Below are 22,227 nucleotides of genomic sequence, written 5' to 3' on the forward strand. Positions count from 1 at the left end.
TAGGGGATGCTTGTGGTCTTGCGTCATGTGGTGGTTCTCGTGCCGCGTCGCGGTGCGTGATGTCCCACCCCGACCCCTACGGCAGCGAGCCCCGCGGCTGGGACCGTCCGGAGCGCCCCGTGGCGCTGCCCTGGCCGGACCAGGACCTGGAGGCCGGCCAGCGGCCCCGCCGTCCGGTCGTCGGCTCTGAGCTGTACGCCGACCCGCACCCGACGCACCCGTACGACGAGCGTGGCCGCGCGGTCCGCCCGGACGACCGGGACCGTTTCGACGACCGCGACCGGCACGATCGTTTCGACGACCGCGACCGGTACGAGGACGACCGGAACCAGCCCGACCGGTTCGAGGACCGGACCCCACCCGACAGGTACGACGACCGGGGCCGCGCCGGCCGGTACGACGATCGTGCGCCCGCCGGTCCGGACAGTGCCCCGACCCGCCGCGCTGGGCCGGAGCGGCACGACGGGCCCGGCCGGCTCGACGGGCCCGGCCGACTCGACGAGCCTGGCCGACTCGACGGACCTGGCCGACTCGACGGACCTGGCCGGCTCGACGGACCTGGCCGGCTCGACGGACCTGGCCGGCTCGACGAGCCTGGCCGGCTCGACGAGCCTGGCCGGCTCGACGGACCTGGCCGGCTCGACGAGCCTGGCCGGCTCGACGAGCCTGGCCGACTCGACGGACCTGGCCGGCACGACGGGCCCGGCTGGCACGACGGGCCGCAGCCGTTCGATGGTCCGGTCGGCTACGACGACGCCGGCTACCCGACCGCACAGCTCGCGCCCATCGGGGCCGAAGTGGCACCGGATCCGGAGCCGACGACCGAGCCGGAGCCGCCGTCCGGTCGACGGACGAAGGGTCGGCGTCGGGCCAGCGCCGACCGACCGGCCACCCAGCAGTTGGGCAATGGACGGGCCGGCCGCAACCTTCCGGCGGCGATCGGGGTCGGGCTCGGCCTCGGCGCGCTGATCGTGGTGCCGCTGATCTTCTACCCGTTGGCGTTCCTGCCGGTGATCGCCGCCGCCGTCGCCGTCGGGAGCTGGGAGATGGCTCGGGCGGTCCGGCGCAGCGGCGCGCACCCGCCGCTGGTGCCGTTGCTCGCCGGTGGTGTGCTGACCGTGGGTCTGGCCTGGTTCGCCGGCCCGGACGCGCTCAGTCTGGGGCTGCTGGTCACCGTGCTGGGCACCATGATCTGGCGGCTGGGTGACGGTCCGGCCGGCTTCCAGCGGGATGTCACCGCGGCCACCCTGATCGCCGTCTACGTGCCGTTCCTCGCGGGTTTCGCGGCGCTGCTCGCGGCGGCCCCCGACGACGGTTGGATGCGGATCCTGGCCACCCTGATCGCGGTGGTCCTCTCCGACACCGGCGGGTACGCGGCAGGCGTCTCCTTCGGTCGACACCCGATGGCGCCGTCGATCAGCCCGAAGAAGTCCTGGGAGGGTTTCGCCGGCTCGGTCACCGCCGCGGCCCTGGGCAGCGCGCTGCTGCTGTGGCTGATGTTCGAGGTGGCCCCCTGGTGGGGTGCCCTGTTCGGGGTGGCCGTCTCCTGCGCGGCGGTCCTCGGCGACCTGGCCGAGTCGATGATCAAGCGGGATCTCGGTGTCAAGGACATGAGTAACCTGTTGCCCGGTCACGGCGGTCTGATGGACCGACTGGACTCGATCCTGTTCGCGGTGCCGACCGCCTACCTGTTGCTGGCGATCTTCGTGCCGATGGTGAGCTGAGGTATGAATCACGGCGTCCTGGTCATCCGACCCCGACGGCCGCGGCCCGTTCGGCACCTCCGGACCGGCAGTTGCCGCCGAGGGCGTGACACACTGGACCAGCCATGACGAGCCTGCCGTTGATCCCCGCCCTCTCGGATGCCCCCGCCGCGCGCCGGGCCTCCATGCCGCCACGACACCTCGCCGACCTGGACCTGGCCGGCCGCCAGGCGCTTGTCACCGAGTTGGGTGAGCCGGCCTTCCGTGCCAAGCAGGTCTCGAACCACTACTTCGGGCGGCTGGTCCGCGACCCGCAGGCCATGACCGACCTGCCCGCGGCGACCCGGCAACGGTTGGCCGAGCGGCTGCTGCCCACGCTGCTCAACCCGGTACGCGAGTTGGCCTGCGACGACGGCGCGACCCGCAAGGCGCTCTGGAAGCTGCACGACGGTGCGCTTGTGGAGAGCGTGCTGATGGGCTATCCGGACCGGGTGACGGTCTGCATCTCCAGCCAGGCGGGCTGTGGCATGGCCTGTCCGTTCTGCGCGACCGGCCAGGCCGGGCTGACGCGCAATCTGTCCACCGCCGAGATCGTCGACCAGGCGGTCTATCTGGCCGGCGTGGCGGCCTCCGGTGCCGTCTCCGGCTCACCGCCGCGGTTGTCCCACGTCGTGTTCATGGGCATGGGTGAGCCACTGGCCAACTACTCCCGGGTTGTCGCGGCCATCCGTCGCCTGGTCAGCCCAGCTCCGGAGGGGCTCGGTCTGTCCCAGCGGCACATCACCGTCTCCACGGTCGGTCTGGTTCCGGCCATCCACCGACTGGCCAGCGAAGACCTCTCTGTGACCCTTGCGCTGTCGTTGCACGCCCCCGATGATGATCTGCGCGACGAACTCGTGCCGGTAAACCAGCGCTGGAAGGTAGCTGAGGTGCTGGACGCAGCGTGGGACTACGCCGCCCGGACGGGCCGTCGCGTGTCGATCGAGTACGCGATGATCAAGGACGTGAACGACCAGCCGTGGCGAGCCGACCTGCTCGGGCGGCTGCTGGCCGGCAAGTTGGCCCACGTGAACCTCATCCCGCTCAATCCGACGCCGGGCAGTCGCTGGGACGCGAGCCCGAAGCCGGTCGAGCGGGAGTTCGTCCGGCGGTTGCGCGACGCCGGGGTGTCCACCACCGTACGGGACACCCGAGGTCGCGAGATCGACGGTGCGTGTGGCCAGCTCGCCGCCGCCGAGGACAACGACACCTTCACCGACCGCGCCGGAGAGGCACCGGCGTGACCGGGCGTGGCGAACGAGACCAGGAGACATAGTGGCGAGTCAGGGTCAGCGTTTCCGGCGCAAGGCGCTCCGCCGGGGATACAAGGTCGACGAGGTGGATGCCTTCCTCGACCGGGTCGAGGCGACGCTCGACGGCCGACAGGTCGGCGCGCCGGTGGCTTCCCAGGAGGTCCACGACGTCGTCTTCCGGGTCCGTTTCAACGGCTACGACGAGTGGCAGGTCGACCTTCACCTGGACCGGGTCGAGCGGCAGTTGGCCGAGCTTGAGGAGCGCACCAGCGCCGGGCGCGGTGGCGACCCGCGGATGGGTGACCGGATGGGCCCACCGGACCGCATGGGTCCGCCGCTGCGCGATGACCGGGGCATGCTCCCGCAGCCGATGCCGCCGCAGCCGATGCCGCCGCGACCGATGCCCGCGCAGGCCGGTCCGCCCGCCGACCGCTACGGCCGCTACGACGAGCCGACCGGTGCCTTCACCGGTGGATACGACGCCTCCCGCGGCGGTTACGAGGCACCGCGCGGCCCGGCCGGTCCCGGCCCGATGGGCCCCGGCGGCCCGATGGGCCCCGGCTCGATGGGGCCCGGCGGCCCGATGGGTCCCGGCCAGATGGGTGGCCATGGTGTGCCGCCGCGCGGCCTGCCGGCCGGCCCCAGCGGTTATGGCCCGGACGACCAGCGTGGGCCGGGCGGTTATGGCTCGGACGACCAGCGTGGGCCGGGCGGTTATGGCTCGGACGACCAGCGTGGGCCGGGCGGTTACGGCCCCGACGACCAGCGCTCGCCCGGCGGCTATCCGCCGGAGGAGCCGCGCTTCGACGGCTTCGAGGCGGGGCGGCACGGCCGCACCGACATGACCGCCGAGATCCGGATGCCGGAGCGGGACCTGCGCGACCTGCGCCGGGGCCCCGCCGGTCCGCCTCCGATGCAGCAGCAGGGCATCGGTGGCCCGCCGATGGCCGGTCCGCCCGCCGTTGCCGGCCCGCCGATGGGTGGCCCTCCGATGGGTGGCCCGCCGATGGCCGGCCCGCCCGGCAGCGACCTCTACCGGGTCGACCAGATCCGCCGTAGTTTCCAGGTGCGCCGGTTCGGCAGCGGGTACGACCCCGACCAGGTGGACCGGTTCTTCGACACCCTGCTCGGCGGCATGCAGCGCCGCAACCCGATGCCTGTCGACCCGAAGGACCTGGACACGCTCCGGTTCGGCCTGGTGCCCGGTGGCTACTTCGAGGCTGAGGTCGACGCCGCGCTCAAGGACGTGCAGGACATCCTGTTCGGGCGCTGACGTCCGACGCGTACGGACGAGGGCCCGTCCCCGGGTGGGGGCGGGCCCTCGGCGTATGGTGGCCGGTCGTCCGGCGGTGGGTCGGGTCAGGAACGCAGACCGTTGCGCCGCAGCACGACGTCGCCGATCACGATGATCAGCAGCAGCGCGGCCAGGCCGACCAGCCAGATGTCCTCGACCTTGCCCTCGTGGTTGCCGCAGATCATCGCCAGCAGCGCCAGCGCGGACACCACCGCGCCAATGCGCCCGAGCTTCCGGTGCCCGGGCTTGTGCTGGTCTGGCGACGTTACCGGCTCGCTTCCTGCCACTGTCGGTCCTTCCCTCGCGATCGGATCTTTGGTTAGTCTGGCACGCCTCGTGCCGGCCCCGGCGCAGGGTCCGGCCAGTTGAGGGGACGGCATGACGCGCGAGGAGGATCGCGAACTGCCGAAGGCGGCCCACGAGGCGTGCTGTCCGGCCGCGCCGCCACGGCGGAGTTGGACGTCTCCGACCGCCTCCTGACCGGCGGTCGAGCAGGTCGCCCAACCCCGGTGGGGGTGGGTGGAACGGCACTACCGGCGTCGCGGGGCAACGGTCAGACCCGCTCCGGTAGCGTTTGGCGTACACCTGATTGTCTGTTTGAGGGGGACTGTGCGGTGCGAGTGACCGGAACCGGGCACGCCAGCATGCGGATCGACACGGCCGCGGGCAGCATCCTGTGCGACCCGTGGGTCAATCCGGCCTACTTCGCCTCGTGGTTCCCGTTCCCGGACAATTCCCTGCTCGACTGGGAGACGCTGGGCCAGGTCGACTACCTGTACGTGTCCCACCTGCACCGGGACCACTTCGACGCGAAGCACCTGCGGGACTTCGTCTCGAAGGACGCCACGGTCCTGCTCCCCGAGTTCCCGACCTCGGAGATGGAGGACGAGTTCCGGGCGCTGGGCTTCACGAAGTTCCTGAAGACTCCCAACGAGCAGGTGGTGGAGCTGCCCGGCGGCCTGAAGATCATGATTCAGGCGTTGACCAGCCCGACCGACGGGCCGATCGGTGACTCGTCGCTCTGGGTCGAGTACGACGGGGTGCGGCTGCTCAACCAGAACGACGCCCGTCCCACCGACCTGAGCGTGTTCGCCGAGTTGGGGCACGTGCACGCGCACCTGCTCCAGTTCTCCGGCGCGATCTGGTATCCGATGGTCTACGAGTTGCCGCAGGCGGCGAAGACCGCGTTCGGCAAGCAGAAGCGCGACCGGCAGTTCGACCGGACGTGGCGCTACATCGACGACCTGAAGGCGTCGCACGTCTTCCCGATCGCCGGCCCGCCGTGCTTCCTCGACGACGCCCTGTGGCAGTTCAACGACATCCACGGCGACGAGGGCAACATCTTCCCCGACCAGTCCGTCTTCCTGTCCGAGTACGCGAAGGTCGGCGGCACCAACGGCATCGTCCTGCTGCCGGGCAGCGTCACCGAGGTCACCACCGAGGGCGCGACCACCACGCACCCGGTGCCGGTGGACGAGTTCTTCGCGAACAAGGTCGCCCACCTGGAGGAGATGCGGGAGCGTAAGCGCCCGATCATCGAGGCGGAGAAGGCGTCCTGGCGGCACCCCGAGGTGGACGTCCTCGGGGAGATGAAGCGTCGCATCGAGCCGCTGCTCGACGAGTCGATCTACCTGGCCAAGGGTGTGGGCGGTCCGGTCCGCTTCGACCTGGTGGGGTACGACGGTGAAAGCGTCGAGTCGATCGTGGTGGACTTCCCGGGCAAGGAGGTCCGGCCGTACGCGGACGAGAAGGTGCGCTACCGGTTCCGGACCGAGCGCTCGCTGATCGAGCACCTGCTCTTCATCGACGAGGTCGACTGGGTCAACTCGCTCTTCCTGTCCTGCCGGTTCTCGGCGGCCCGGATCGGGCAGTACAACGAGTTCGTCTACGCGTTCTTCAAGTGCCTCTCCGAGGAGCGGCTCCAGTACGCCGAGGGCTGGTACGACGAGCACGAGCGCAGCACCGACGCCGAGGACATCACGCTTGGCGACTGGGTGGTGCAGCGGCGCTGCCCGCACCTGAAGGCGGACCTGACCCGCTTCGGCATCGTCGAGGGCGACCAGCTCACCTGCCAGCTACACGGTTGGCGCTTCGACCTGCCCTCTGGCCGTTGCCTGACCAGCGTCGGCCACAAGGTGAGAGCCCACCGAGTAGACGCGGAAACCCCGGCCCCAGCCGGCGAAGCCGTGATCTGACCCGCCCCGCCCCCACGCCCCCTCTCGTCGATCATGGAGTTGTGGTGGGGGACGAAGGCCACTTCAGGCGCCACAACGGGCACCACAACTCCTTGATCGACCGGGTCGGGGTCAGCTCGTCAGATCCGTGAGGATCTTTCGGGCGGCGTTGTGGCCGGCTGCGCCGATCACGCTGCCGGCCGGGTGGCAGCCGGCGCTGCCCGCGTACACCCCGTCGATGCCTGTGGCGTACGGCATCCGGTCGGTGAACGAGACGGTGTTGTCCACGTGGTGGATGTGGCCGCCGGTGATGCCGAAGTGCTTCTCGATGCCCGGTGGGGGCAGCGGCACCGCGTCGGCGATCAGGTCGGCGGTGCCGGGGGCGTACCGCTCGACGATCTCGACGAGCCGGTCGACGTAGCCGGGCAGTGCCGCGTCCCAGGTGGTGCCGGCCAGCTCGTAGGGGACCGACTGGACGAAGAGCGCCGACGAGTGGTGCCCGGCGGCGTCGGAGAGCGACGGGTCGACAGTGGTGTGCAGGTACCACTCGATGGTCGGCTCGGCCGGCAACCGCCCGGCCCGCACGTCCGCCCACATGGCGCGCAGGGCGGTCATCGGCGAGGTGGCGTCCCCGCCGACGAGCGACGCGGACCCGGGCAGCAGGTGGATGGTCGAGCCGAACGGGCTCGGCGTACCGGGCGGCAGGCAGGAGAACCGCGGCAGCCCGGCGAGCGCCAGGTTGAGTTTCAGGGTGGTGCCGGGACGGCGGACCGCCACCATCCGTTCGCCGAGTCGCGCCGGGAGCGCGCCGTCGGGCAACAGGTCCATCAGCCGGTACGGGTCACACGCGCCGAGGACCACCCGCGCGGCGACCTGTCGTCCGTCGGCCAGCACCACGCCGCTGGCCGCGCCGCCGTCCAGGGTGACCGCGCTGACCGGCGTACCCGTCCGGACTGTCGCCCCGGCGGCCCGCGCGGCGTCGGCGAACGTCCGCGAGACGGTGCCCATCCCGCCCTCGGCGATCATCCAGGTGCCGCCGGAGCCGGGCAGCCGGCACATGTTGTGCACCAGGAAGTTGTGGCCGGTGCCGGGGTCGTCCGGGCCGGCGTTGAGCCCGGACAGCCCGTCGGTGACCGCGTACATGCTGACCAGCAGTTCGGAGCGGAACTCGAACCGGGCCAGGTAGTCCGCGACCGAGCCCTGGACGAGGTCGACGAAGACCTGCCGCAGCGCCGGGCGGACGTGCCGTTCGGCGGTCTCCTGCACGCTCAGCGGCTCGGCCAACCAGGCCGGGGCGAGGTCTTCCCGCAGCGCGGCCAGCTCGGCCTGCATGGCGTCGTCGGCGGCCACGTCGGCGGGGGAGAAGAACTCGGCGAGTTGGGCCCGGCTGGCGGCGGTGTCGCTGCCGAAGAGCAGGTACGGCGAGCCGAGGCCGCCCGGCGTGGGCAGGAAGTAGTGCGGGTCGCGGCGCAGCACCGGGATCCGGACGTCGAGCGTGGCGAGCAACTCCGGCGGCATCAACCCGAGCAGGTACGAGCCGGTGGAGTGCCGCAGCCCCGGCACCTTCGGGAACGGGGTCTCGGTGCGGGCCGCGCCGCCGATCACGTCGGCGGCCTCCAGCACCAGGACGTCCAGGCCGGCGCGGGCCAGCAGGACTGCGGAGACCAGACCGTTGTGCCCGGCACCGACGATCACGACGTCGACGCGGGCCGGAATCTCACCCCTCATGCCAGAACAGCCTAGCCGCCCCACCACCCCCACCCACCCCTCCCACCCCACCCCACCCTTCGCCCCGGTGATCAAGAGGTTTGCGTCATTGCACGGCCGTCCGGTGACGCAAACCTTCTGATCACCGAGGCGGGGCCGGGGGCGGGGGTGGAGGCGGGGAGTGGGTTGGGGTTGAAGGGTGGGGGTGGGGTAGGTGGAGGGTGAAGGTGGAGCCTTGGGTGGGGGTGCTGGTGGCGCTGACCGTGCCGCCGTGGGCCTCGGTGAGCTTGCGCACGATGGCGAGGCCCAGGCCGCTGCCGCCGGTCTGCCGACTCCGGGACTTCTCGGCCCGCCAGAAGCGGTCGAAGATCCGGGGCAGGTCCTCGGCGCTGATCCCGCTGCCGGTGTCGGCCACGGAGACGATGACCCCGGCATCGGTCGCGCTGGCGCTGATCGTCACGCGCCCGCCCGACGGGGTGTGCCGCACCGCGTTGGCGACCAGGTTGCCGACGGCCTGGCGCAGCCGCACCGGGTCGGCGTCCACCTGCGGGTCGGCCTCGGTGCGTACCGTGATGGTGACGCCGACCCGGTCGGCCTGGGCCCGGTGCGCTGCCGCGACCTGGGCGAGCAGGTCGGTGAGGTAGACCTGTTCGCGGTGCAGCCGCAGCGCGCCCGCGTCGGCCTCGGCCAGGTCCTGAAGGTCGCTGATCACGTGCTGGAGCAGGGTCGCCTCCTCCAGCAGTGAGGAGAGCAGCCTGCGGTCGGGGGCGGCGACGCCGTCCTCGACGGCTTCGAGCCAGCCGCGGATGTTGCTCACCGGCGTACGCATCTCGTGGGCGATGTCGCTGACCATGGCGCGGCGTAGCTGCTCCAGCCGTTCCCGCCGTTCGGCCATGTCGTTGAAGACCTCGGCGAGCCGGGCGATCTCGTCGCGGCCGGTCACCCGGACCCGGGCGGAGCCGTCGCCGTCGCGCATCCGCTGGGCCGCCCCGGTCAGGGCGTGCAGCGGGCGGGTCAGCCGGATGCCGGCGAGGACGGTGAAGCCGACCGTCACCAGCAGGACGAGGCCGGCGACCGCGACGATGCGGGTCTGGTTGGCGGGGGACAGGTCGAAGGTGGTGGAGGGGCGACCGCCCGGGTCGGTGACGAAGAGGGTCGCGGCCGGGGCGACGTACGGGAGGAGTTGCTCGCGTCGACTGGTGCCGACGCAGGCGTTGATCGCCCGGTTGTGCTCCTGGTCGATGCCGGCGGCGCTGCGGGAGTCGGGTGCGCTGGCCGCCGACTGCCTCGTCCAGGTCCAGTTCAGGTCCACCTGCACGGCGGGCAGGCGTCGCCGCGCCAGGCAGGTGTTCACCAGGGCGTTGAGCTGGGCGAGCGCCTTGCCCTCGGTGGCGGTACGGTGTGCGAGATCGTCTCTTGACTGGGTGCAGAGGGCGCTGTCGAGGTCGGTGCCGGGTGTGTCGATTCGTGGGCGGCCGGTGGGGCCGTCCACGACTGTGGCGTCGACCTGCGCCCGCATCCGCAGGCACTGGACCACCTGGGCCGCCTTGTCGCGCAGGGCGGCGCGCTCCTCGGGCGGGAGCAGGTACGGCCCGGTGGTGCGCGGGTCGATGCGGCTGGTGCCGCCGTCACCGCCGCTCGGCGGGGTGGCCCCGGGCATCAGGGCGGTGTCGACGGCGAGCGCGTCGACTGTCGCGGATGACGTCGTCGGCAACGGGCCCGCGCCGGGTGCCGAGTCCGCGATCGGCGCACCGGTGTCGGTGGTCAACGCGATCCGCCGGCCGACGTCCTGCGCGAGCGGTCGCACGGCCGCGTCGACGCCGTCCCAGGTCGGGTGGGTCGCCGCGTACGCGAGCAGGGTGTCGTAGATGCGCGTGTCGTCGGCGAGCGCCTGGCCCTGCTCCTGCCGGATCGCTCCGGTGGTGGTGCGCACGGCCAGCCACGCGGTCGCCGCGATGGAGCCGACGGCGATGAGGACGGCCAGCGCCAGCAGCCGGAGCAGCAGACTGCGGCGCAGCGGCACCTCACGCGACATGGGGTGACTCTTCGACCAACTTGTATCCGACGCCGTACACGGTCACCAGCCGGGCCGGCTTACGCGGGTTCGGCTCGATCTTCCGGCGGAGGTTCATGACGTGCATGTCGACGGTCCGGCTGGTGATGTACCTGTCGAACCCGTGCAGGTAACCCAGGAGTTGGTCGCGGGTGAACGCCCGGGCCGGCTGGGCGGCCATCGCCTGGAGCAGTTGGAACTCGCCAGGTGTGCAGTCGACGAGGCGTCCGTCGCTGCGTACCTCGTGGCGCACCGGGTCGACGTGCACGGCGCCGACCCGCAGCACCGGGTCCGCCTGCCGCTGTGTCCGTTGGCCCCGGCGTAACAGGCTGCGGGCCCGGGCGACCAGCTCACGTGGGCTGTACGGCTTCGTCATGTAGTCGTCGGCGCCCAGGTCGAGGCCGAGCAGCAGGTCGTCCTCGGTCGACCGGGCGGTCAGCATGAGCACCGGCAGGTCGGACTCCCGGCGCAGGATGCGACAGACGTCCAGGCCGTCGACCTTCGGCATCATCACGTCGAGGACCAGCAGGGCCGGCGGTCGTTGCCGGATCTGCTCCAGCGCGGCCCGCCCGTCGGCCACCACGAGCACCTCGTGTCCCTCGCGTTCCAGATACCGGCGCGCCAACTCGGCCTGCTTCCGGTCGTCCTCGGCTACCAGCACGTACGCACACACGGCAGCGACTGTACGTGGCCCCGGCCGGGTCCGGCGGTGCCGCTGAGCTGGGGCTACCGGATGACGACCGGTTCCTGACAGGTCTCTGACACCGGGGCGTGAAGCTGCCTGCCATGACCAACCCAACCCATCGGATCGCGGTCGGGCTCGCCGCGGTCGCCGCGCTCGCCGTCGCCCTCACCGGCTGCGGCGGCGGTGCGCCAAGCGCGGACAAGGGCACCGCCAGCGGCGATGTCGCGTCGCTCGTCACCCCGTCCGCCCCGGCGAGCGCCACCCCCGCCGGTGGTGCCGCCAACGGCCGGCCGCAGCTCCGCCTGGACATGACCGACGAGGAGGAGAACCGGCTCTGGGGGACGTACAACATCTGCCTGCACGACAACGGCGTGAAGCTGAACGACGGCCGGTCACAACCCGGCCCGGTGGGGGACGGCACGGGCCTGTCCCTCGACCAGAGCGGGGAGCCGAAGGCGGCGTACGTGGCGTGTGCCAACAAGCTGCCGCTCCAGCCGCCGGAGTTGGACCCGGAGAAGAACCCGAACTACGTGAGCCAGTGGAACGACTACGTCCAGTGCCTGCGCGGGCGCGGCCTGAAGATCCACTCACTGCCGGACGGCTCCGGCTGGACCTACGACGACGGGGTCGCCGACCCGACCGGCGGTCTTGAAGGTCCCGCGATGGACAAGGCCGAGCGGGACTGCACGATGGAGATCTTCGGTGCCAAGAAGTAACCCGAGCGACGATCCCGGTCGGCGCACCACCCGGCGTACCGCGATCGTGGTGGCGACGGTGACCCTGGTGATCGCCGTCGGCGCCGGCGTCGGGGTGCTGGCGCTGCGGCGGCACGCCGACGATGACGTCGCGAGCGCGCCGCCGTCGGTGACCACGACGACAGTGACCCGGGCCGACCTGTCGGACACCCGCTCGCTGAACGGGACGCTCGGCTTCGGCCCGGAGCGGGTGGTGAAGGGCGCCGGGGAGGGCGTCGTCACCCGGCTGCCGAAGGTGGGCGACACGGTGGCCCGGGGCAAGCCGCTCTACTGGGTCAACGACCGACCGGTGCCGGTGCTGTTCGGTGGGACCCCGCTCTTTCGCACCCTCGACAAGCCCGGACTGGTGGGCAGCGACGTACGGATCGTGTCGGACAACCTGAAGGCGTTGGGTTACCAGATCGGCTCCCAGCCGTCCCGGGGCACCGACGGCACGAGGATCGGCACGGGGCACGCCCTGCTCACCGCGAGCCTCGTCGCCGCGATCAAGAAGTGGCAGCAGGCCCTCGGCCTGGAGCCCACCGGCACGATCGCGGTCGGGCAGGTCGCCGTGCTGACCGGGCCGGCCCGGGTCAGCGCGGTGCGGGCGCTGCCCGGTGACCCGGTCGCCGGTGAGCTGCTGGCCGTCACCGAGAAGGTCAAGCTGGTCACCGTACCGGTCGGGGCCACCGAGGTCGGCGCCATCACGGTCGGCGCCGCCGTGGTCGTCGCCCTGCCGGACAGCTCCGAGATCCCGGCCAAGGTCGCCTCGATCTCGCAGACGGTGCGCGGCGGTGGGTCGGACGGCGGCACCGGGCAGGGCACCCCGCCGACGGTGGACGTCCTCGTCGCGCCGACCCGGGCGGCGGACGTGGCCAAGCTGGACGCCGCCGCGGTGCAGGTCCGGTTCACCACCGCCGTCCACAGGGGGGTGCTCGCGGTGCCGGTCGGCGCGCTGGTGGCGCTCCGCGAGGGCGGGCACGCGCTGCAACTGCCCGACGGTGGACTGGTGGCCGTGGAGACCGGGATGTTCGCCAGGGGTCTGGTCGAGATCAGCGGTACCGGTGTGACCGAGGGCCTCGACGTGGTGACGGCATCGTGAGCGCCGAGCCGGTGCTGACCGTGGAGGGAGTCAGTAGGACGTACCCCGGCGGGGTGACCGCGCTTGACGACGTCTCCCTGACCGTGCGCGCTGGCGAGATGCTCGCCATCGTCGGGCCGTCCGGGTCCGGCAAGTCCACGCTGCTCAACATCATGGGCACCCTCGACCTGCCGACGCAGGGTCGCGTACGCGTGGCCGGGCAGGAGGTGACCGCCCTGTCCGACCGTCGGCTCTCCGCGCTGCGGGGTCGCTGGCTCGGTTTCGTCTTCCAGCAGTTCCATCTCACCGACGGGTTGGACGCCGCCGAGAACGTCGCCACCGGCCTGCTCTACGCCGGGGTGCCCCGCCGTCGTCGCCGCCGCACCGCGATCGAGGCGCTGGCCCGGGTCGGCCTGGCGCACCGGGTCGAGCACCTGCCGCAGCAACTCTCCGGTGGGGAGCGGCAGCGGGTGGCTATCGCCCGGGCACTCGTCAACGAGCCGGCGCTGGTGCTGGCCGACGAGCCGACCGGTGCCCTCGACACGGTCAACGGGGAGGCGGTGCTGACCCTGCTCACGAATCTCAACGCGGAGGGCACCACCATCGCCGTGATCACCCACGACCGCGATCTCGCCGCGCGTACGCCTCGACAGGTGGAGATCCGCGACGGTCGGATCGTCGCCGACACCGTCACCGGGAGCGGGACGTGAACAAGACCCGGCTCGCCCCGACCGACGTACTCCGGCTCGGTCTGCTCGGGGTGACCACCCGCCGGATGCGGGCGGTCCTCTCCGCCCTGGGCATCTCCATCGGCATCGCCACGCTCGTCGTCGTGGTGGGCATCCCCGCGTCCAGCCAGCGCGACCTGATGGACCAGCTCGACGCCCTCGGCACCAACCTGCTGCGGGCCGAGCCCGTACCGGATCAGGATCCGCCGGTCCTCCTGCCCGAGGACGCCGCCGCCATGGTGTCGCGGATCGGGCCGGTCGAGACGGCGAGCGCGGTCGCGAACACCCACACCGCCGTGCGCCGCAACGAGCTGCTGGACAGGTACGACACCTCCGGGCTCAGCGTGCTCGCGTCCCGGCCGGACCTGATGGGGACTGTCAACGGCCGGATTCGCAGCGGTCGGGCCCTCGACGCCGGCACGGCCCGGCTCCCGACCGCCGTCCTCGGCTACGTCGCGGCGAGCCGGCTCGGCTTCGCCACAGTGGACCCCCGGCAACCACCCCAGGTGTTCATCGGCGAACGCTGGTTCACCGTGATCGGCATCCTGGACCCGTTGCCGCTCTCTCCGGATCTCGACCGTTCGGTGCTTGTCGGGTGGGACGCCGCCAAGGCCATGCTCGGCTTCGACGGTCACCCCACGGTCGTCTACCTGCGGGCCAGGGAGGACGCGCTGGAGGACGTCCGGGCCGTGCTGCCGGCCACCCTCAACCCGCAGTTGCCCGGACTGGTCCAGGTCAGCCGCCCCTCCGACGCGCTCGCCGCGAAACGGGCCACGGAGAACAGCTTCTCCGCGCTGTTCCTCGGGTTGGCGGCTGTCGCCCTGCTGGTCGGCGGGATCGGCGTGGCCAACACCATGGTCATCTCGGTGCTGGAACGCCGTCGGGAGATCGGCCTGCGCCGGGCACTCGGCGCGAACCGTGGCCAGATCCGGGTGCAGTTCCTCACCGAGTCGGTGCTGCTCAGCGTGCTCGGCGGTGCCGCCGGTGCCGCCCTCGGGGTGCTGGCGACGGTCGGGTACGCCAGCTACCAGGGCTGGCCGCCCACGATCCCGCCGACCGCGGTGCTGGGCGGAATCACCGGCGCCCTCCTGGTAGGCGTGGTGGCCGGCGTCTACCCGTCCATCCGAGCCGCCCGCCTAACACCCACCGAAGCCCTGAACACCCCCTAAAAGCCCCCACCCCTGCTCCAGCCCTGCTCCACCCCGCCTCCACCCCGCCTCCACCCCGGCTCCACCCCCCGGTGATCATGAGGTTATCGCCACGACACGCCGACGAGAGTGGCGATAACCTCATGATCAACCAGGCTCTGGGGTGGGGGTGGGGCGGGTGGTGCGCCAGCGGGAGAGGGCCAGGGTGGCGGAGTAGCCGGCCAGGACGATCACGTGGAACAGGTAGAGCCACAGGAGCACGGCCACGCCGGCGCCGATCTCGTCGAACCCGCCGAAGGGCACGCCCAGGTCCAGTGGGAGCGAGGCGAAGAGCACGAAGCCGTGCAGGAAGCCGGACAGGTTCGCCGCCGTGAACGACCCGATGCCGAGGGTGGAGAGCCAGTCCGGTGAGGCCGGCCCGACGACCCGGAACACCCACACCAGCACCGGCGTGAGCACCAGCCAGACCGCCAGGAACGACAGCACCACACCGAGCACACCGAGCCAACCACCCTGGCGTACGAGGCGGGTGGTCAGCGGCAGCGCCAGCAGGATCGACAGCAGCAGGGCGGGGGCCGGCGCGAGCAGGGGCAGCAGCAGGAGCCGGCCCCGCCAGCCGATCAGGTGCTCGTCGGAGCGGGGTGCGGCAACCGAGACGAACGCCCGACGCAGGCCCTCGCCGTACAGCGAGGCAGGCAGCAGGGAGGCCAGCGCCAGCAACGGGGTCAACCCCACCCCGGCCTCGACAAGCGCATGCACCGCCCGGGGTGCGCCGATCGCGGTGGGCAGCGCCTCCACGGCGTACGAGGTGAGTCGGCGTACCCGGTCGGCCCCGGCCACCAGTGCGGTGAGCCAGATCGCCAGCAGGGCGACCGGCACCACGGCGATCGCGCCGTAGAAGGTGATCGCGGCGGCGTGCAGCGACAGGTCCCGGCCACGCACCGGACGGAACGCGGCACTGGTGATCCGTTTCGTGCGCTGCCATCCGTTGCCCATCGGGTCCTCCTTCCCTGTCGTCGGGGCCGTCACTCCCTAAGATCGCCGGTCATGACTGTTCTCACCACCGAACGCCTCATCCTGCGCGATTGGACCGACGATCCGGCCGATCTGTCCCGGATCTACGACATCTACCGGCGCCCGGAGATCACCCGCTGGCTGGGCGCCTCGCCGGGTCTGCCGATGACCGACCCGGCCCAGGCCGTCGAGCGGTTGCGGATCTGGCGCGACCGGCACGCCGACGACGCCGGCCGGTACGGCACCTGGGCGATCGAGGTACGCGAGACCGCGGTGGTGGTGGGCACGGTGTTGCTCAAGCCGCTGCCGGGAACGCCGGAGACGCAGCTCACCGGGGACATCGAGACGGGCTGGCACCTGCACCCGGATTCGTGGGGTCACGGCTATGCCACCGAGGCGGCCCGTGCGCTCATCGCACGGGAGTTCGCCACCGGCACCCCGCAGATCTACGCGGTCGTGTCGCCGGGCAACGAGCCGTCGATGGCTGTCGCCCGGCGACTCGGCATGACCCACGTGGGGCAGCGCACCGACTGGTACGGCGGGGAGTTGCTGGAGACCTTCGTCCTGCGGGCTCCCGATGCCTGACCGTTCTCGTACGACCTGACGCAAGATCCGCGCAACATCGGGGAAGGTGTGCCTCTGGTCGTCGGGAGGCGGCACCTTCCCCGACATTGTGCAGGTCAGCCAGCGGAGCGGCCGTCGGGGTAGGCAAGCCCGTCAATAGTCACGGTGGTCGAAGTGTTGACGGTCCCGTAGCACGTCAGTAACCTTTGGCCAAAGTAACGCAAGATTTAGACAAAGGCATGCGTCTTTCTGGGCATGCTCTCGGAAGATTCAACGGGCCTCCAGTGGGGGCCCGGTTTTGCAGCACAGGCGGCGCCCCCACGCCGCCCGTGCCACCCCGTCTCTCTCGACACCGGCCCGCGCATCGACCGGCGCCGCACCGCCGCACCTCCACCCCCGTGGTCCAACCACCGCGGCAACCGTCCCCCGACGACAAGGACAGTGATGAGACGAACGAATCTGTTCAGGACGGTGGCGGCCACGGCCGCCGCCGCGCTGATCGCCACCGCCGGGGCGACAGCCCTCGCGAGCCCGGCGAGCGCCGGTCGCGCCGGTTCCTCGAACGCCGCCCGCCCCGCCGACCCGGCAGCCACACCGGGCAGCGGCTTCGCCGCGGCGGCCGCACCGGGCAGCGGCTTCGCCGCGGCGGCCGCACCGGGCAGCGGCTTCGCCGCGGCGGCCGCACCGGGCAGCGGCTTCGCCGCGGCGGCCACCAACCTCGCGCAGGGCCGCCCCACCCAGGAGAGCGGCCACGCCGACGTCTACGACTCGTCGAAGGTCGTCGACGGCAACGCCGGCAGCTACTGGGAGAGCGCCAACAACGCGTTCCCGCAGTGGGTCCAGGTCGATCTCGGTTCGTCGCAGAGCGTCAACCAGGTCGTGTTGAAGCTGCCGACCTCCGGTTGGGGCACCCGGACACAGACGCTGAGCGTGCAGGGCAGCACCAACGGTTCGTCGTTCACCACACTTGCCGGGTCGCAGACGTACACCTTCAACCCGGCGAGCGGCAACACGGTCACGATCAACGTCAGCCAGACCTCCACCCGCTACGTCCGGATCACCATCACCGCCAACAGTGGCTGGCCGGCCGGGCAGCTCTCCGAGCTGGAGGTGTACGGCAGCGGCGGCACCACCGGTGACACCACCGCGCCGAGCACCCCGGGGACGCTGTCGCAGAGCACGTCGGGCAGCACGATCACGCTCACCTGGGGCGCGTCCACCGACTCCGGCGGCAGCGGGCTGGCCGGCTACAACGTCTACCGGGGCGGCAACCTGATCGCGACGCTGGGCACCGTCCTCACCTATCAGGACACCCAGCCGGCGACGGCGACAGTGTCGTACCACGTCCGCGCCCGTGATGGCGCCGGCAACCTGTCCGGCACCAGCAACACCGTCACCCGGACCGGCAGCAACCCGCCGGCCTGCACCAACGTGGCGCAGGGCAAGGCCATGACGGCGAGCGGCTCGACGTTCAGCTTCACCCCGGACAAGGCGAACGACGGGCAGCTCGGCACCTACTGGGAGGGCGCGGCAAGCTACCCGCAGAACCTGACCGTGGCGCTCGGTGCCAACCACTCGATCTCCGGCGTCACCGTGCGGCTCAATCCGGATTCGTCCTGGGGCACCCGTACCCAGACCATCCAGGTCCTCGGCCGCGACCAGGCGTCGTCGGCGTACACCAGTCTGGTGTCGGCGGCGGCCTACCAGTTCGTGCAGGGCACCAACCTGGTGAGCATCCCGGTCAGCGCGACCACGGCGGACGTGCAGTTGCGGTTCACCGGCAACACCGGTGCCCCGTCCGGCCAGGTTGCCGAGCTTGAGGTGTGCGGCACGCCGGCACCCAACCCGGACCTGGTGGTCAGCTCGGTGACCTGGTCGCCGACGTCGCCCAGCGAGGTCAGCGCGATCACCCTCTCCGCCGTCGTGCAGAACGTGGGCTCGTCCGCCGCCGGTGCCACCACTGTGAACTTCAGCCTGGCCGGCGCGGTCGTCGGCAGCGCCACGGTGGGCGCGCTCGGCGCGGGCGCGTCGACCACCGTGTCGTTCAACGCGGGGACCCGGCCGATGGGCAGCTACGCGGTCACGGCGGTGGTCGACCCGGCGAACACGATCGTCGAGCAGAACAACGGCAACAACAGCCTCACGGCAGCGTCGCCGTTGGTGGTCGCGCAGGCCCCGGGGCCTGATCTCCAGGTGCTCGGCATCGCCTCGAATCCGCCGAACCCGGCCGTCGGGGCGTCCGTCACCTTCACCGTGGCGGTCCGCAACCGGGGCACCTCCGCGACCGGCGCGACAACCGTCACCCGGCTGGTGGCGGGCGGCACCACGCTCAACACCAGCACCGCCTCGATCGCGGCCGGCGCGACGGTCACCGTGGCCGTCTCCGGCAGTTGGACCGCCACCAGCGGCGGGGCCACCATCACCGCCACCGCCGACGCCACGAACGTGGTCGCCGAGACCAACGAGACGAACAACGCGTTCAGCCAGTCGATAGTGGTCGGCCGTGGCGCGGCGGTCCCGTACGTCTCGTACGAGGCGGAGGCCGGCCGTTACCAGGGCACGCTGCTGGAGGCGGACCCGCTGCGCACCTTCGGGCACACCAACTTCGCCAGCGAGTCCTCCGGTCGCAAGTCGGTGCGGCTCACCAGCACCGGCCAGTTCGTCGAGTTCACCTCGGCCAACCAGGCCAACTCCATCGTGGTGCGCAACTCGATCCCGGACGCCCCCGGTGGCGGCGGCATCGAGGCGACCATCAGCCTCTACGTCAACGACGTCTTCTCCCGCAAGCTGACCCTGTCGTCGAAGCACAGTTGGCTCTACGGCAACACCGACGGGCCGGAGGCGCTGACCAACACCCCGCAGGCCGACGCCCGGCGGCTCTTCGACGAGTCGAACGCGCTGCTGGCCCAGTCGTACCCGGCCGGCACCCGGTTCAAGTTGCAGCGCGACTCGGGTGACACCGCCTCCTTCTACGTGATCGACATGATCGACCTGGAGCAGGTGGCCCCGGCGGCGAGCCAACCGGCCGGCTGTACCTCGATCACCGCGTACGGTGCGGTCCCCAACGACGGGCTCGACGACACCGCCGCCATCCAGCGGGCGGTGACCGACGACCAGAACGGGGTCATCGGCTGCGTCTGGATCCCTGCCGGGCAGTGGCGGCAGGAGCAGAAGATCCTGACCGACGACCCGCTCAACCGGGGTACGCACAACCAGGTCGGCATCAGCAACGTCACCATCCGCGGTGCCGGCATGTGGCACTCGCAGCTCTACACGCTCACCGAGCCGCAGAACGTGGTGGGTGGCATCAACCACCCGCACGAGGGCAACTTCGGCTTCGACATCGACAAGAACACCCAGATCTCCGACATCGCCATCTTCGGCTCGGGCCGGATCCGTGGCGGTGACGGCAACGCCGAGGGTGGCGTCGGTCTGAACGGTCGCTTCGGCACCGGGACGAAGATCAGCAACGTGTGGATCGAGCACGCCAACGTGGGTGTCTGGGTGGGCCGGGACTACGACAACATCCCCGACCTGTGGGGGCCGGCCGACGGGCTGGAGTTCACCGGCATGCGGATCCGCAACACGTACGCCGACGGCATCAACTTCAGCAACGGCACCCGCAACTCGCGGGTGTTCAACTCGTCGTTCCGCACCACCGGTGACGACACGCTCGCCGTCTGGGCCAACCCGTACGTCAAGGACCGCAGCGTCGACATCGCCCACGACAACCACTTCGTCAACAACACCGTCCAGCTGCCCTGGCGGGCCAACGGCATCGCCATCTACGGCGGTTACGACAACTCGATCGAGAACAACCTGATCTACGACACCGCGAACTACCCGGGCATCATGCTGGCGACCGACCACGACCCGCTGCCGTTCTCCGGCACGACGCTGATCGCCAACAACGGCCTCTACCGCACCGGTGGCGCGTTCTGGAACGAGGACCAGGAGTTCGGTGCCATCACGCTCTTCCCGGCCACCCGGGACATCGTCGGGGTCACCATCCGCGACACCGACATCATCGATTCGACGTACGACGGCATCCAGTTCAAGAACGGTGGTGGCAACATGCCGAACGTCGCCATCACCACCGTGCGAATCGACAAATCCAACAACGGTGCCGGCATCCTCGCGATGAGCGGGGCGCGCGGCAACGCCAACCTGACGAACGTGACGATTACCAACTCGGCCGACGGCAACATCGTCATCCAGCCGGGCTCCCAGTTCGTCATCGCTCCCTGATCGACACGGTGTGAGTGAAGTCGGGGTGTCCGGATGTCGCGGGCACCCCGACTTCCGTGCTGGGCACCGCGGCGCAGGGTCCGTCGTGGGCGTCGCGCCGCCGGCAGCGGCCAGCACCGTCGAGCGCGGCGTCACAGAACACTCGGGTACGCAGAAACTGCGCGTCCTCCTCGCTCAGCGTGATCTCGCCGAAGTCGAGAACGCCGAGGTGGCCGAGCGAGTCCCGCAGCGCCACGGCCAGGGCGCTGGCGTCGCCCAGGCTGGTCAGCGTGGTCGGCAGGTGAATGATCCAGCGCGGGGCGGTCATCGCGGTCGCCGGTTGTCAGGCGTGGTCGGGCCACAGCGGCTCATCCCAACGCCACCGTTCCCCCCGCGATCAGCGTCTGCACCTGTGCGTCGGTCAGGCCACGCCGTTCCAGGACGCGACGGCCCCAGCGGTGCAGCCGGCACGGATGCGCAGCCTCGTCCTTGCGGCAGCGCTCGCCGTCGGGTGTCAGGTCGGCGGCGTGCACGGTGACGGCCCTCAGCGCGAACACGACGTCCTCCTTCGTCACGTAGGGCGGTAGCGGCAGGTCTTCGGTGCTGTCGTCAACCGGGTCCATGACCCTCCTTCGGCTTGGCTCGTTTTTTCGTTGTCATCCACGATGGTCATTCCGGTGGTGGCCTATCGCAATCTTTCGGAGCAGAATGCGGACCAAGGGATGAGGTGTCTTACGCGACGACAGTCAGGGAGATGACGTGGACGACCCCGGCAGCACAGTCCCACGCAGGCAGCTCGGCAGATATTTGAGAGAGCTTCGCGAAAATGCCTACGTGACGGTTACCGCCGCGGCCAAGGAATTGGAATGGTCGGCACCCCGGATCTGGCGGTACGAGACCGGTCAGGTCTCCATGCACCCGAACGACGTGGCGGCGATGTGCCGCGTCTACGGCGCGTCCCCGGAGACGATCGAGACGATGCGGGCACTGGCCCGCGAGACCAAGGCGCACGGCTGGTGGCACAGCTACGGCGAAGCGATCAAGGACTGGTTCAAGCTGTACGTCGGCCTGGAAGCCGCCGCCACCCGCATCCGCCACTACGAGGCGAACCTCGTCCCGGGGCTGTTGCAGACGGTCGAGTACATGACCGAGGTGATCGCCACCGACCACCCGCAGATGAGCGAGCAGCAGCGGCAGGCGAAGGTCGACGTGCGGCTTCGCCGCCAACGCCTGCTGGCACGGGCGATACCTCGCGCTCCGCGCCTCGACGTCATCCTGAACGAGGCGGTGCTGCGCCGGCCGCTGCGCGATCGGGCGGCGATGGCCCGGCAACTGGAGTCGCTGCTGGTGGCATCGCAGCAGCACAACATCGACATCCGGGTGTTGCCGCTCGACGCGGGGCTGGTCCGCTGGGCGCAGGCCGGCACCTTCACCATGCTCGACTTCCCAGCCGACGTGCGCGAGCCGGAGCCGACCACGATCTACATGGACGGGCCGTGCGGCGCGGTCTACCTTGACAAGACCCACGAGATCGAAATCTACGAAGACGCCTGGCGCTCCCTCGGCGAGCGGGCGCTCAGCGCCGACGAGTCCCGCGAACTGATCGCGGCCATAGCGAAGGAGATGACCGATGGTGCGTGACGGAGTCTGGCGCACGTCGACCCGGTCCGGCGGCGAGGGCAACTGCGTCGAGGTGGCCGGGTTCGCCGAGACGGTCGGCGTACGCGACAGCAAGGACCGGCAGGGGCCGACGCTGACCTTCACCCCGTCGGCCTGGACCACCTTCGTCCAGGCGGCCAAGCGCAGCACCGCGCAAGCCTGAC

At 71.1% G+C, this 22,227-nt stretch carries 19 protein-coding genes; 12 read left to right on the forward strand and 7 right to left on the reverse strand.

Annotated elements, in window-relative coordinates; translation table 11 throughout:
- Positions 1–59 precede the first annotated feature (59 nt).
- The 3 genes from ACGFIW_RS02150 (at position 60) to ACGFIW_RS02160 (ending at position 4,268) form a co-directional block, all read left to right on the forward strand.
- On the forward strand, positions 60–1,724 hold the full coding sequence (locus ACGFIW_RS02150) for a phosphatidate cytidylyltransferase (protein WP_393310506.1): 1,665 nt from the start codon (positions 60–62) through the stop codon (positions 1,722–1,724).
- A gap of 104 nt (positions 1,725–1,828) precedes the next feature.
- Entirely contained in the window at positions 1,829–2,986 is a 1,158-nt protein-coding gene (rlmN, locus tag ACGFIW_RS02155) for a 23S rRNA (adenine(2503)-C(2))-methyltransferase RlmN (RefSeq protein WP_393310507.1), read from the forward strand.
- A 31-nt stretch (positions 2,987–3,017) separates the two neighbouring features.
- Positions 3,018–4,268, forward strand: a complete 1,251-nt coding sequence (locus ACGFIW_RS02160) for a DivIVA domain-containing protein (protein WP_393310508.1) — start codon at positions 3,018–3,020, stop codon at positions 4,266–4,268.
- Positions 4,269–4,354: 86 nt separating this feature from the next.
- Here the strand turns inward: ACGFIW_RS02160 and ACGFIW_RS02165 are convergent, their stop codons facing one another.
- The gene (locus tag ACGFIW_RS02165) at positions 4,355–4,576 is read right to left on the reverse strand and encodes a DUF2631 domain-containing protein (RefSeq protein ID WP_357077904.1); all 222 of its coding nucleotides are present in this window, start codon (positions 4,574–4,576) and stop codon (positions 4,355–4,357) included.
- A gap of 327 nt (positions 4,577–4,903) precedes the next feature.
- Here ACGFIW_RS02165 and ACGFIW_RS02170 point away from each other — a divergent pair, with 327 nt between their 5' ends.
- Positions 4,904–6,484 (forward strand): Rieske 2Fe-2S domain-containing protein, encoded by a 1,581-nt coding sequence (locus ACGFIW_RS02170; RefSeq protein WP_393310509.1) that lies wholly within the window; start codon positions 4,904–4,906, stop codon positions 6,482–6,484.
- Between the two features lie 111 nt (positions 6,485–6,595).
- Here ACGFIW_RS02170 and ACGFIW_RS02175 read toward each other — a convergent pair whose 3' ends face one another.
- The 3 genes from ACGFIW_RS02175 to ACGFIW_RS02185 all read right to left on the reverse strand — a co-directional run bounded on the left by ACGFIW_RS02175 (position 6,596) and on the right by ACGFIW_RS02185 (position 10,896).
- Positions 6,596–8,191, reverse strand: coding sequence for a phytoene desaturase family protein (locus tag ACGFIW_RS02175; RefSeq protein ID WP_393310510.1), 1,596 nt, complete (start codon positions 8,189–8,191; stop codon positions 6,596–6,598).
- A gap of 121 nt (positions 8,192–8,312) precedes the next feature.
- A complete protein-coding gene (locus tag ACGFIW_RS02180) occupies positions 8,313–10,205 on the reverse strand; it encodes an ATP-binding protein (RefSeq protein ID WP_393310511.1) in 1,893 nt (630 codons plus the stop codon).
- Positions 10,195–10,896, reverse strand: a complete 702-nt coding sequence (locus ACGFIW_RS02185) for a response regulator transcription factor (RefSeq protein ID WP_393310512.1) — start codon at positions 10,894–10,896, stop codon at positions 10,195–10,197. Before ACGFIW_RS02185 ends, ACGFIW_RS02180 begins: the two co-directional genes overlap by 11 nt.
- Positions 10,897–11,009: 113 nt before the next feature.
- Between ACGFIW_RS02185 and ACGFIW_RS02190 the strand changes: the two genes are divergently transcribed.
- The 4 genes from ACGFIW_RS02190 to ACGFIW_RS02205 all read left to right on the forward strand — a co-directional run bounded on the left by ACGFIW_RS02190 (position 11,010) and on the right by ACGFIW_RS02205 (position 14,620).
- Entirely contained in the window at positions 11,010–11,624 is a 615-nt protein-coding gene (locus ACGFIW_RS02190) for a hypothetical protein (RefSeq protein WP_393310513.1), read from the forward strand.
- A complete protein-coding gene (locus ACGFIW_RS02195) occupies positions 11,611–12,744 on the forward strand; it encodes an efflux RND transporter periplasmic adaptor subunit (protein WP_393310514.1) in 1,134 nt (377 codons plus the stop codon). Before ACGFIW_RS02190 ends, ACGFIW_RS02195 begins: the two co-directional genes overlap by 14 nt.
- The gene (locus ACGFIW_RS02200; protein ID WP_393310515.1) at positions 12,741–13,433 is read left to right on the forward strand and encodes an ABC transporter ATP-binding protein; all 693 of its coding nucleotides are present in this window, start codon (positions 12,741–12,743) and stop codon (positions 13,431–13,433) included. The genes ACGFIW_RS02195 and ACGFIW_RS02200 overlap by 4 nt, the downstream gene beginning before the upstream one ends.
- A gap of 65 nt (positions 13,434–13,498) precedes the next feature.
- Positions 13,499–14,620 carry an ABC transporter permease gene (locus ACGFIW_RS02205; RefSeq protein WP_393311209.1) on the forward strand — a complete coding sequence of 374 codons (1,122 nt, stop codon included), beginning with the start codon at positions 13,499–13,501 and terminating at the stop codon, positions 14,618–14,620.
- A gap of 126 nt (positions 14,621–14,746) precedes the next feature.
- On the opposite strand, the gene ACGFIW_RS02210 is transcribed toward ACGFIW_RS02205, so the two are convergent.
- Positions 14,747–15,595, reverse strand: a complete 849-nt coding sequence (locus ACGFIW_RS02210) for a YhjD/YihY/BrkB family envelope integrity protein (protein WP_393310516.1) — start codon at positions 15,593–15,595, stop codon at positions 14,747–14,749.
- Between the two features lie 51 nt (positions 15,596–15,646).
- On the opposite strand from ACGFIW_RS02210, the gene ACGFIW_RS02215 reads away from it, so the two are divergent.
- Both ACGFIW_RS02215 and ACGFIW_RS02220 read left to right on the forward strand, forming a co-directional pair.
- Complete coding sequence (locus tag ACGFIW_RS02215) at positions 15,647–16,198, forward strand: GNAT family N-acetyltransferase (RefSeq protein WP_393310517.1); 552 nt, start codon at positions 15,647–15,649, stop codon at positions 16,196–16,198.
- A gap of 423 nt (positions 16,199–16,621) precedes the next feature.
- The gene (locus ACGFIW_RS02220) at positions 16,622–20,425 is read left to right on the forward strand and encodes a CARDB domain-containing protein (RefSeq protein ID WP_393310518.1); all 3,804 of its coding nucleotides are present in this window, start codon (positions 16,622–16,624) and stop codon (positions 20,423–20,425) included.
- Here ACGFIW_RS02220 and ACGFIW_RS02225 read toward each other — a convergent pair.
- Positions 20,412–20,732, reverse strand: a complete 321-nt coding sequence (locus tag ACGFIW_RS02225) for a hypothetical protein (protein WP_393310519.1) — start codon at positions 20,730–20,732, stop codon at positions 20,412–20,414. The two genes, ACGFIW_RS02220 and ACGFIW_RS02225, sit on opposite strands and share 14 nt — an antisense overlap.
- Before the next feature lie 40 nt (positions 20,733–20,772).
- Positions 20,773–21,027 carry a hypothetical protein gene (locus ACGFIW_RS02230; RefSeq protein ID WP_393310520.1) on the reverse strand — a complete coding sequence of 85 codons (255 nt, stop codon included), beginning with the start codon at positions 21,025–21,027 and terminating at the stop codon, positions 20,773–20,775.
- Positions 21,028–21,163: 136 nt separating this feature from the next.
- Here ACGFIW_RS02230 and ACGFIW_RS02235 point away from each other — a divergent pair, with 136 nt between their 5' ends.
- Positions 21,164–22,045, forward strand: coding sequence for a helix-turn-helix domain-containing protein (locus ACGFIW_RS02235; protein ID WP_393310521.1), 882 nt, complete (start codon positions 21,164–21,166; stop codon positions 22,043–22,045).
- Complete coding sequence (locus ACGFIW_RS02240; RefSeq protein WP_393310522.1) at positions 22,035–22,226, forward strand: DUF397 domain-containing protein; 192 nt, start codon at positions 22,035–22,037, stop codon at positions 22,224–22,226. Before ACGFIW_RS02235 ends, ACGFIW_RS02240 begins: the two co-directional genes overlap by 11 nt.
- The last annotated feature ends 1 nt before the right edge of the window (position 22,227 follow it).

Source organism: Micromonospora sp. NPDC048935 (assembly GCF_043197875.1).
Taxonomy (GTDB): Bacteria; Actinomycetota; Actinomycetes; order Mycobacteriales; family Micromonosporaceae; genus Micromonospora.

What these genes read in the sequence shown, in the direction of transcription:
- ACGFIW_RS02150 (WP_393310506.1), top strand. Translation starts at nt 60, where the DNA reads ATGTCCCACCCCGACCCCTACGGCAGCGAGCCCCGCGGCTGGGACCGT.
- rlmN (WP_393310507.1), top strand. Translation starts at nt 1,829, where the DNA reads ATGACGAGCCTGCCGTTGATCCCCGCCCTCTCGGATGCCCCCGCCGCG.
- ACGFIW_RS02175 (WP_393310510.1), bottom strand. Translation starts at nt 8,191, where the DNA reads ATGAGGGGTGAGATTCCGGCCCGCGTCGACGTCGTGATCGTCGGTGCC.
- ACGFIW_RS02180 (WP_393310511.1), bottom strand. Translation starts at nt 10,205, where the DNA reads ATGTCGCGTGAGGTGCCGCTGCGCCGCAGTCTGCTGCTCCGGCTGCTG.
- ACGFIW_RS02190 (WP_393310513.1), top strand. Translation starts at nt 11,010, where the DNA reads ATGACCAACCCAACCCATCGGATCGCGGTCGGGCTCGCCGCGGTCGCC.
- ACGFIW_RS02205 (WP_393311209.1), top strand. Translation starts at nt 13,499, where the DNA reads ATGCGGGCGGTCCTCTCCGCCCTGGGCATCTCCATCGGCATCGCCACG.
- ACGFIW_RS02210 (WP_393310516.1), bottom strand. Translation starts at nt 15,595, where the DNA reads ATGGGCAACGGATGGCAGCGCACGAAACGGATCACCAGTGCCGCGTTC.
- ACGFIW_RS02215 (WP_393310517.1), top strand. Translation starts at nt 15,647, where the DNA reads ATGACTGTTCTCACCACCGAACGCCTCATCCTGCGCGATTGGACCGAC.
- ACGFIW_RS02220 (WP_393310518.1), top strand. Translation starts at nt 16,622, where the DNA reads ATGAGACGAACGAATCTGTTCAGGACGGTGGCGGCCACGGCCGCCGCC.
- ACGFIW_RS02225 (WP_393310519.1), bottom strand. Translation starts at nt 20,732, where the DNA reads ATGACCGCCCCGCGCTGGATCATTCACCTGCCGACCACGCTGACCAGC.
- ACGFIW_RS02230 (WP_393310520.1), bottom strand. Translation starts at nt 21,027, where the DNA reads ATGGACCCGGTTGACGACAGCACCGAAGACCTGCCGCTACCGCCCTAC.
- ACGFIW_RS02240 (WP_393310522.1), top strand. Translation starts at nt 22,035, where the DNA reads ATGGTGCGTGACGGAGTCTGGCGCACGTCGACCCGGTCCGGCGGCGAG.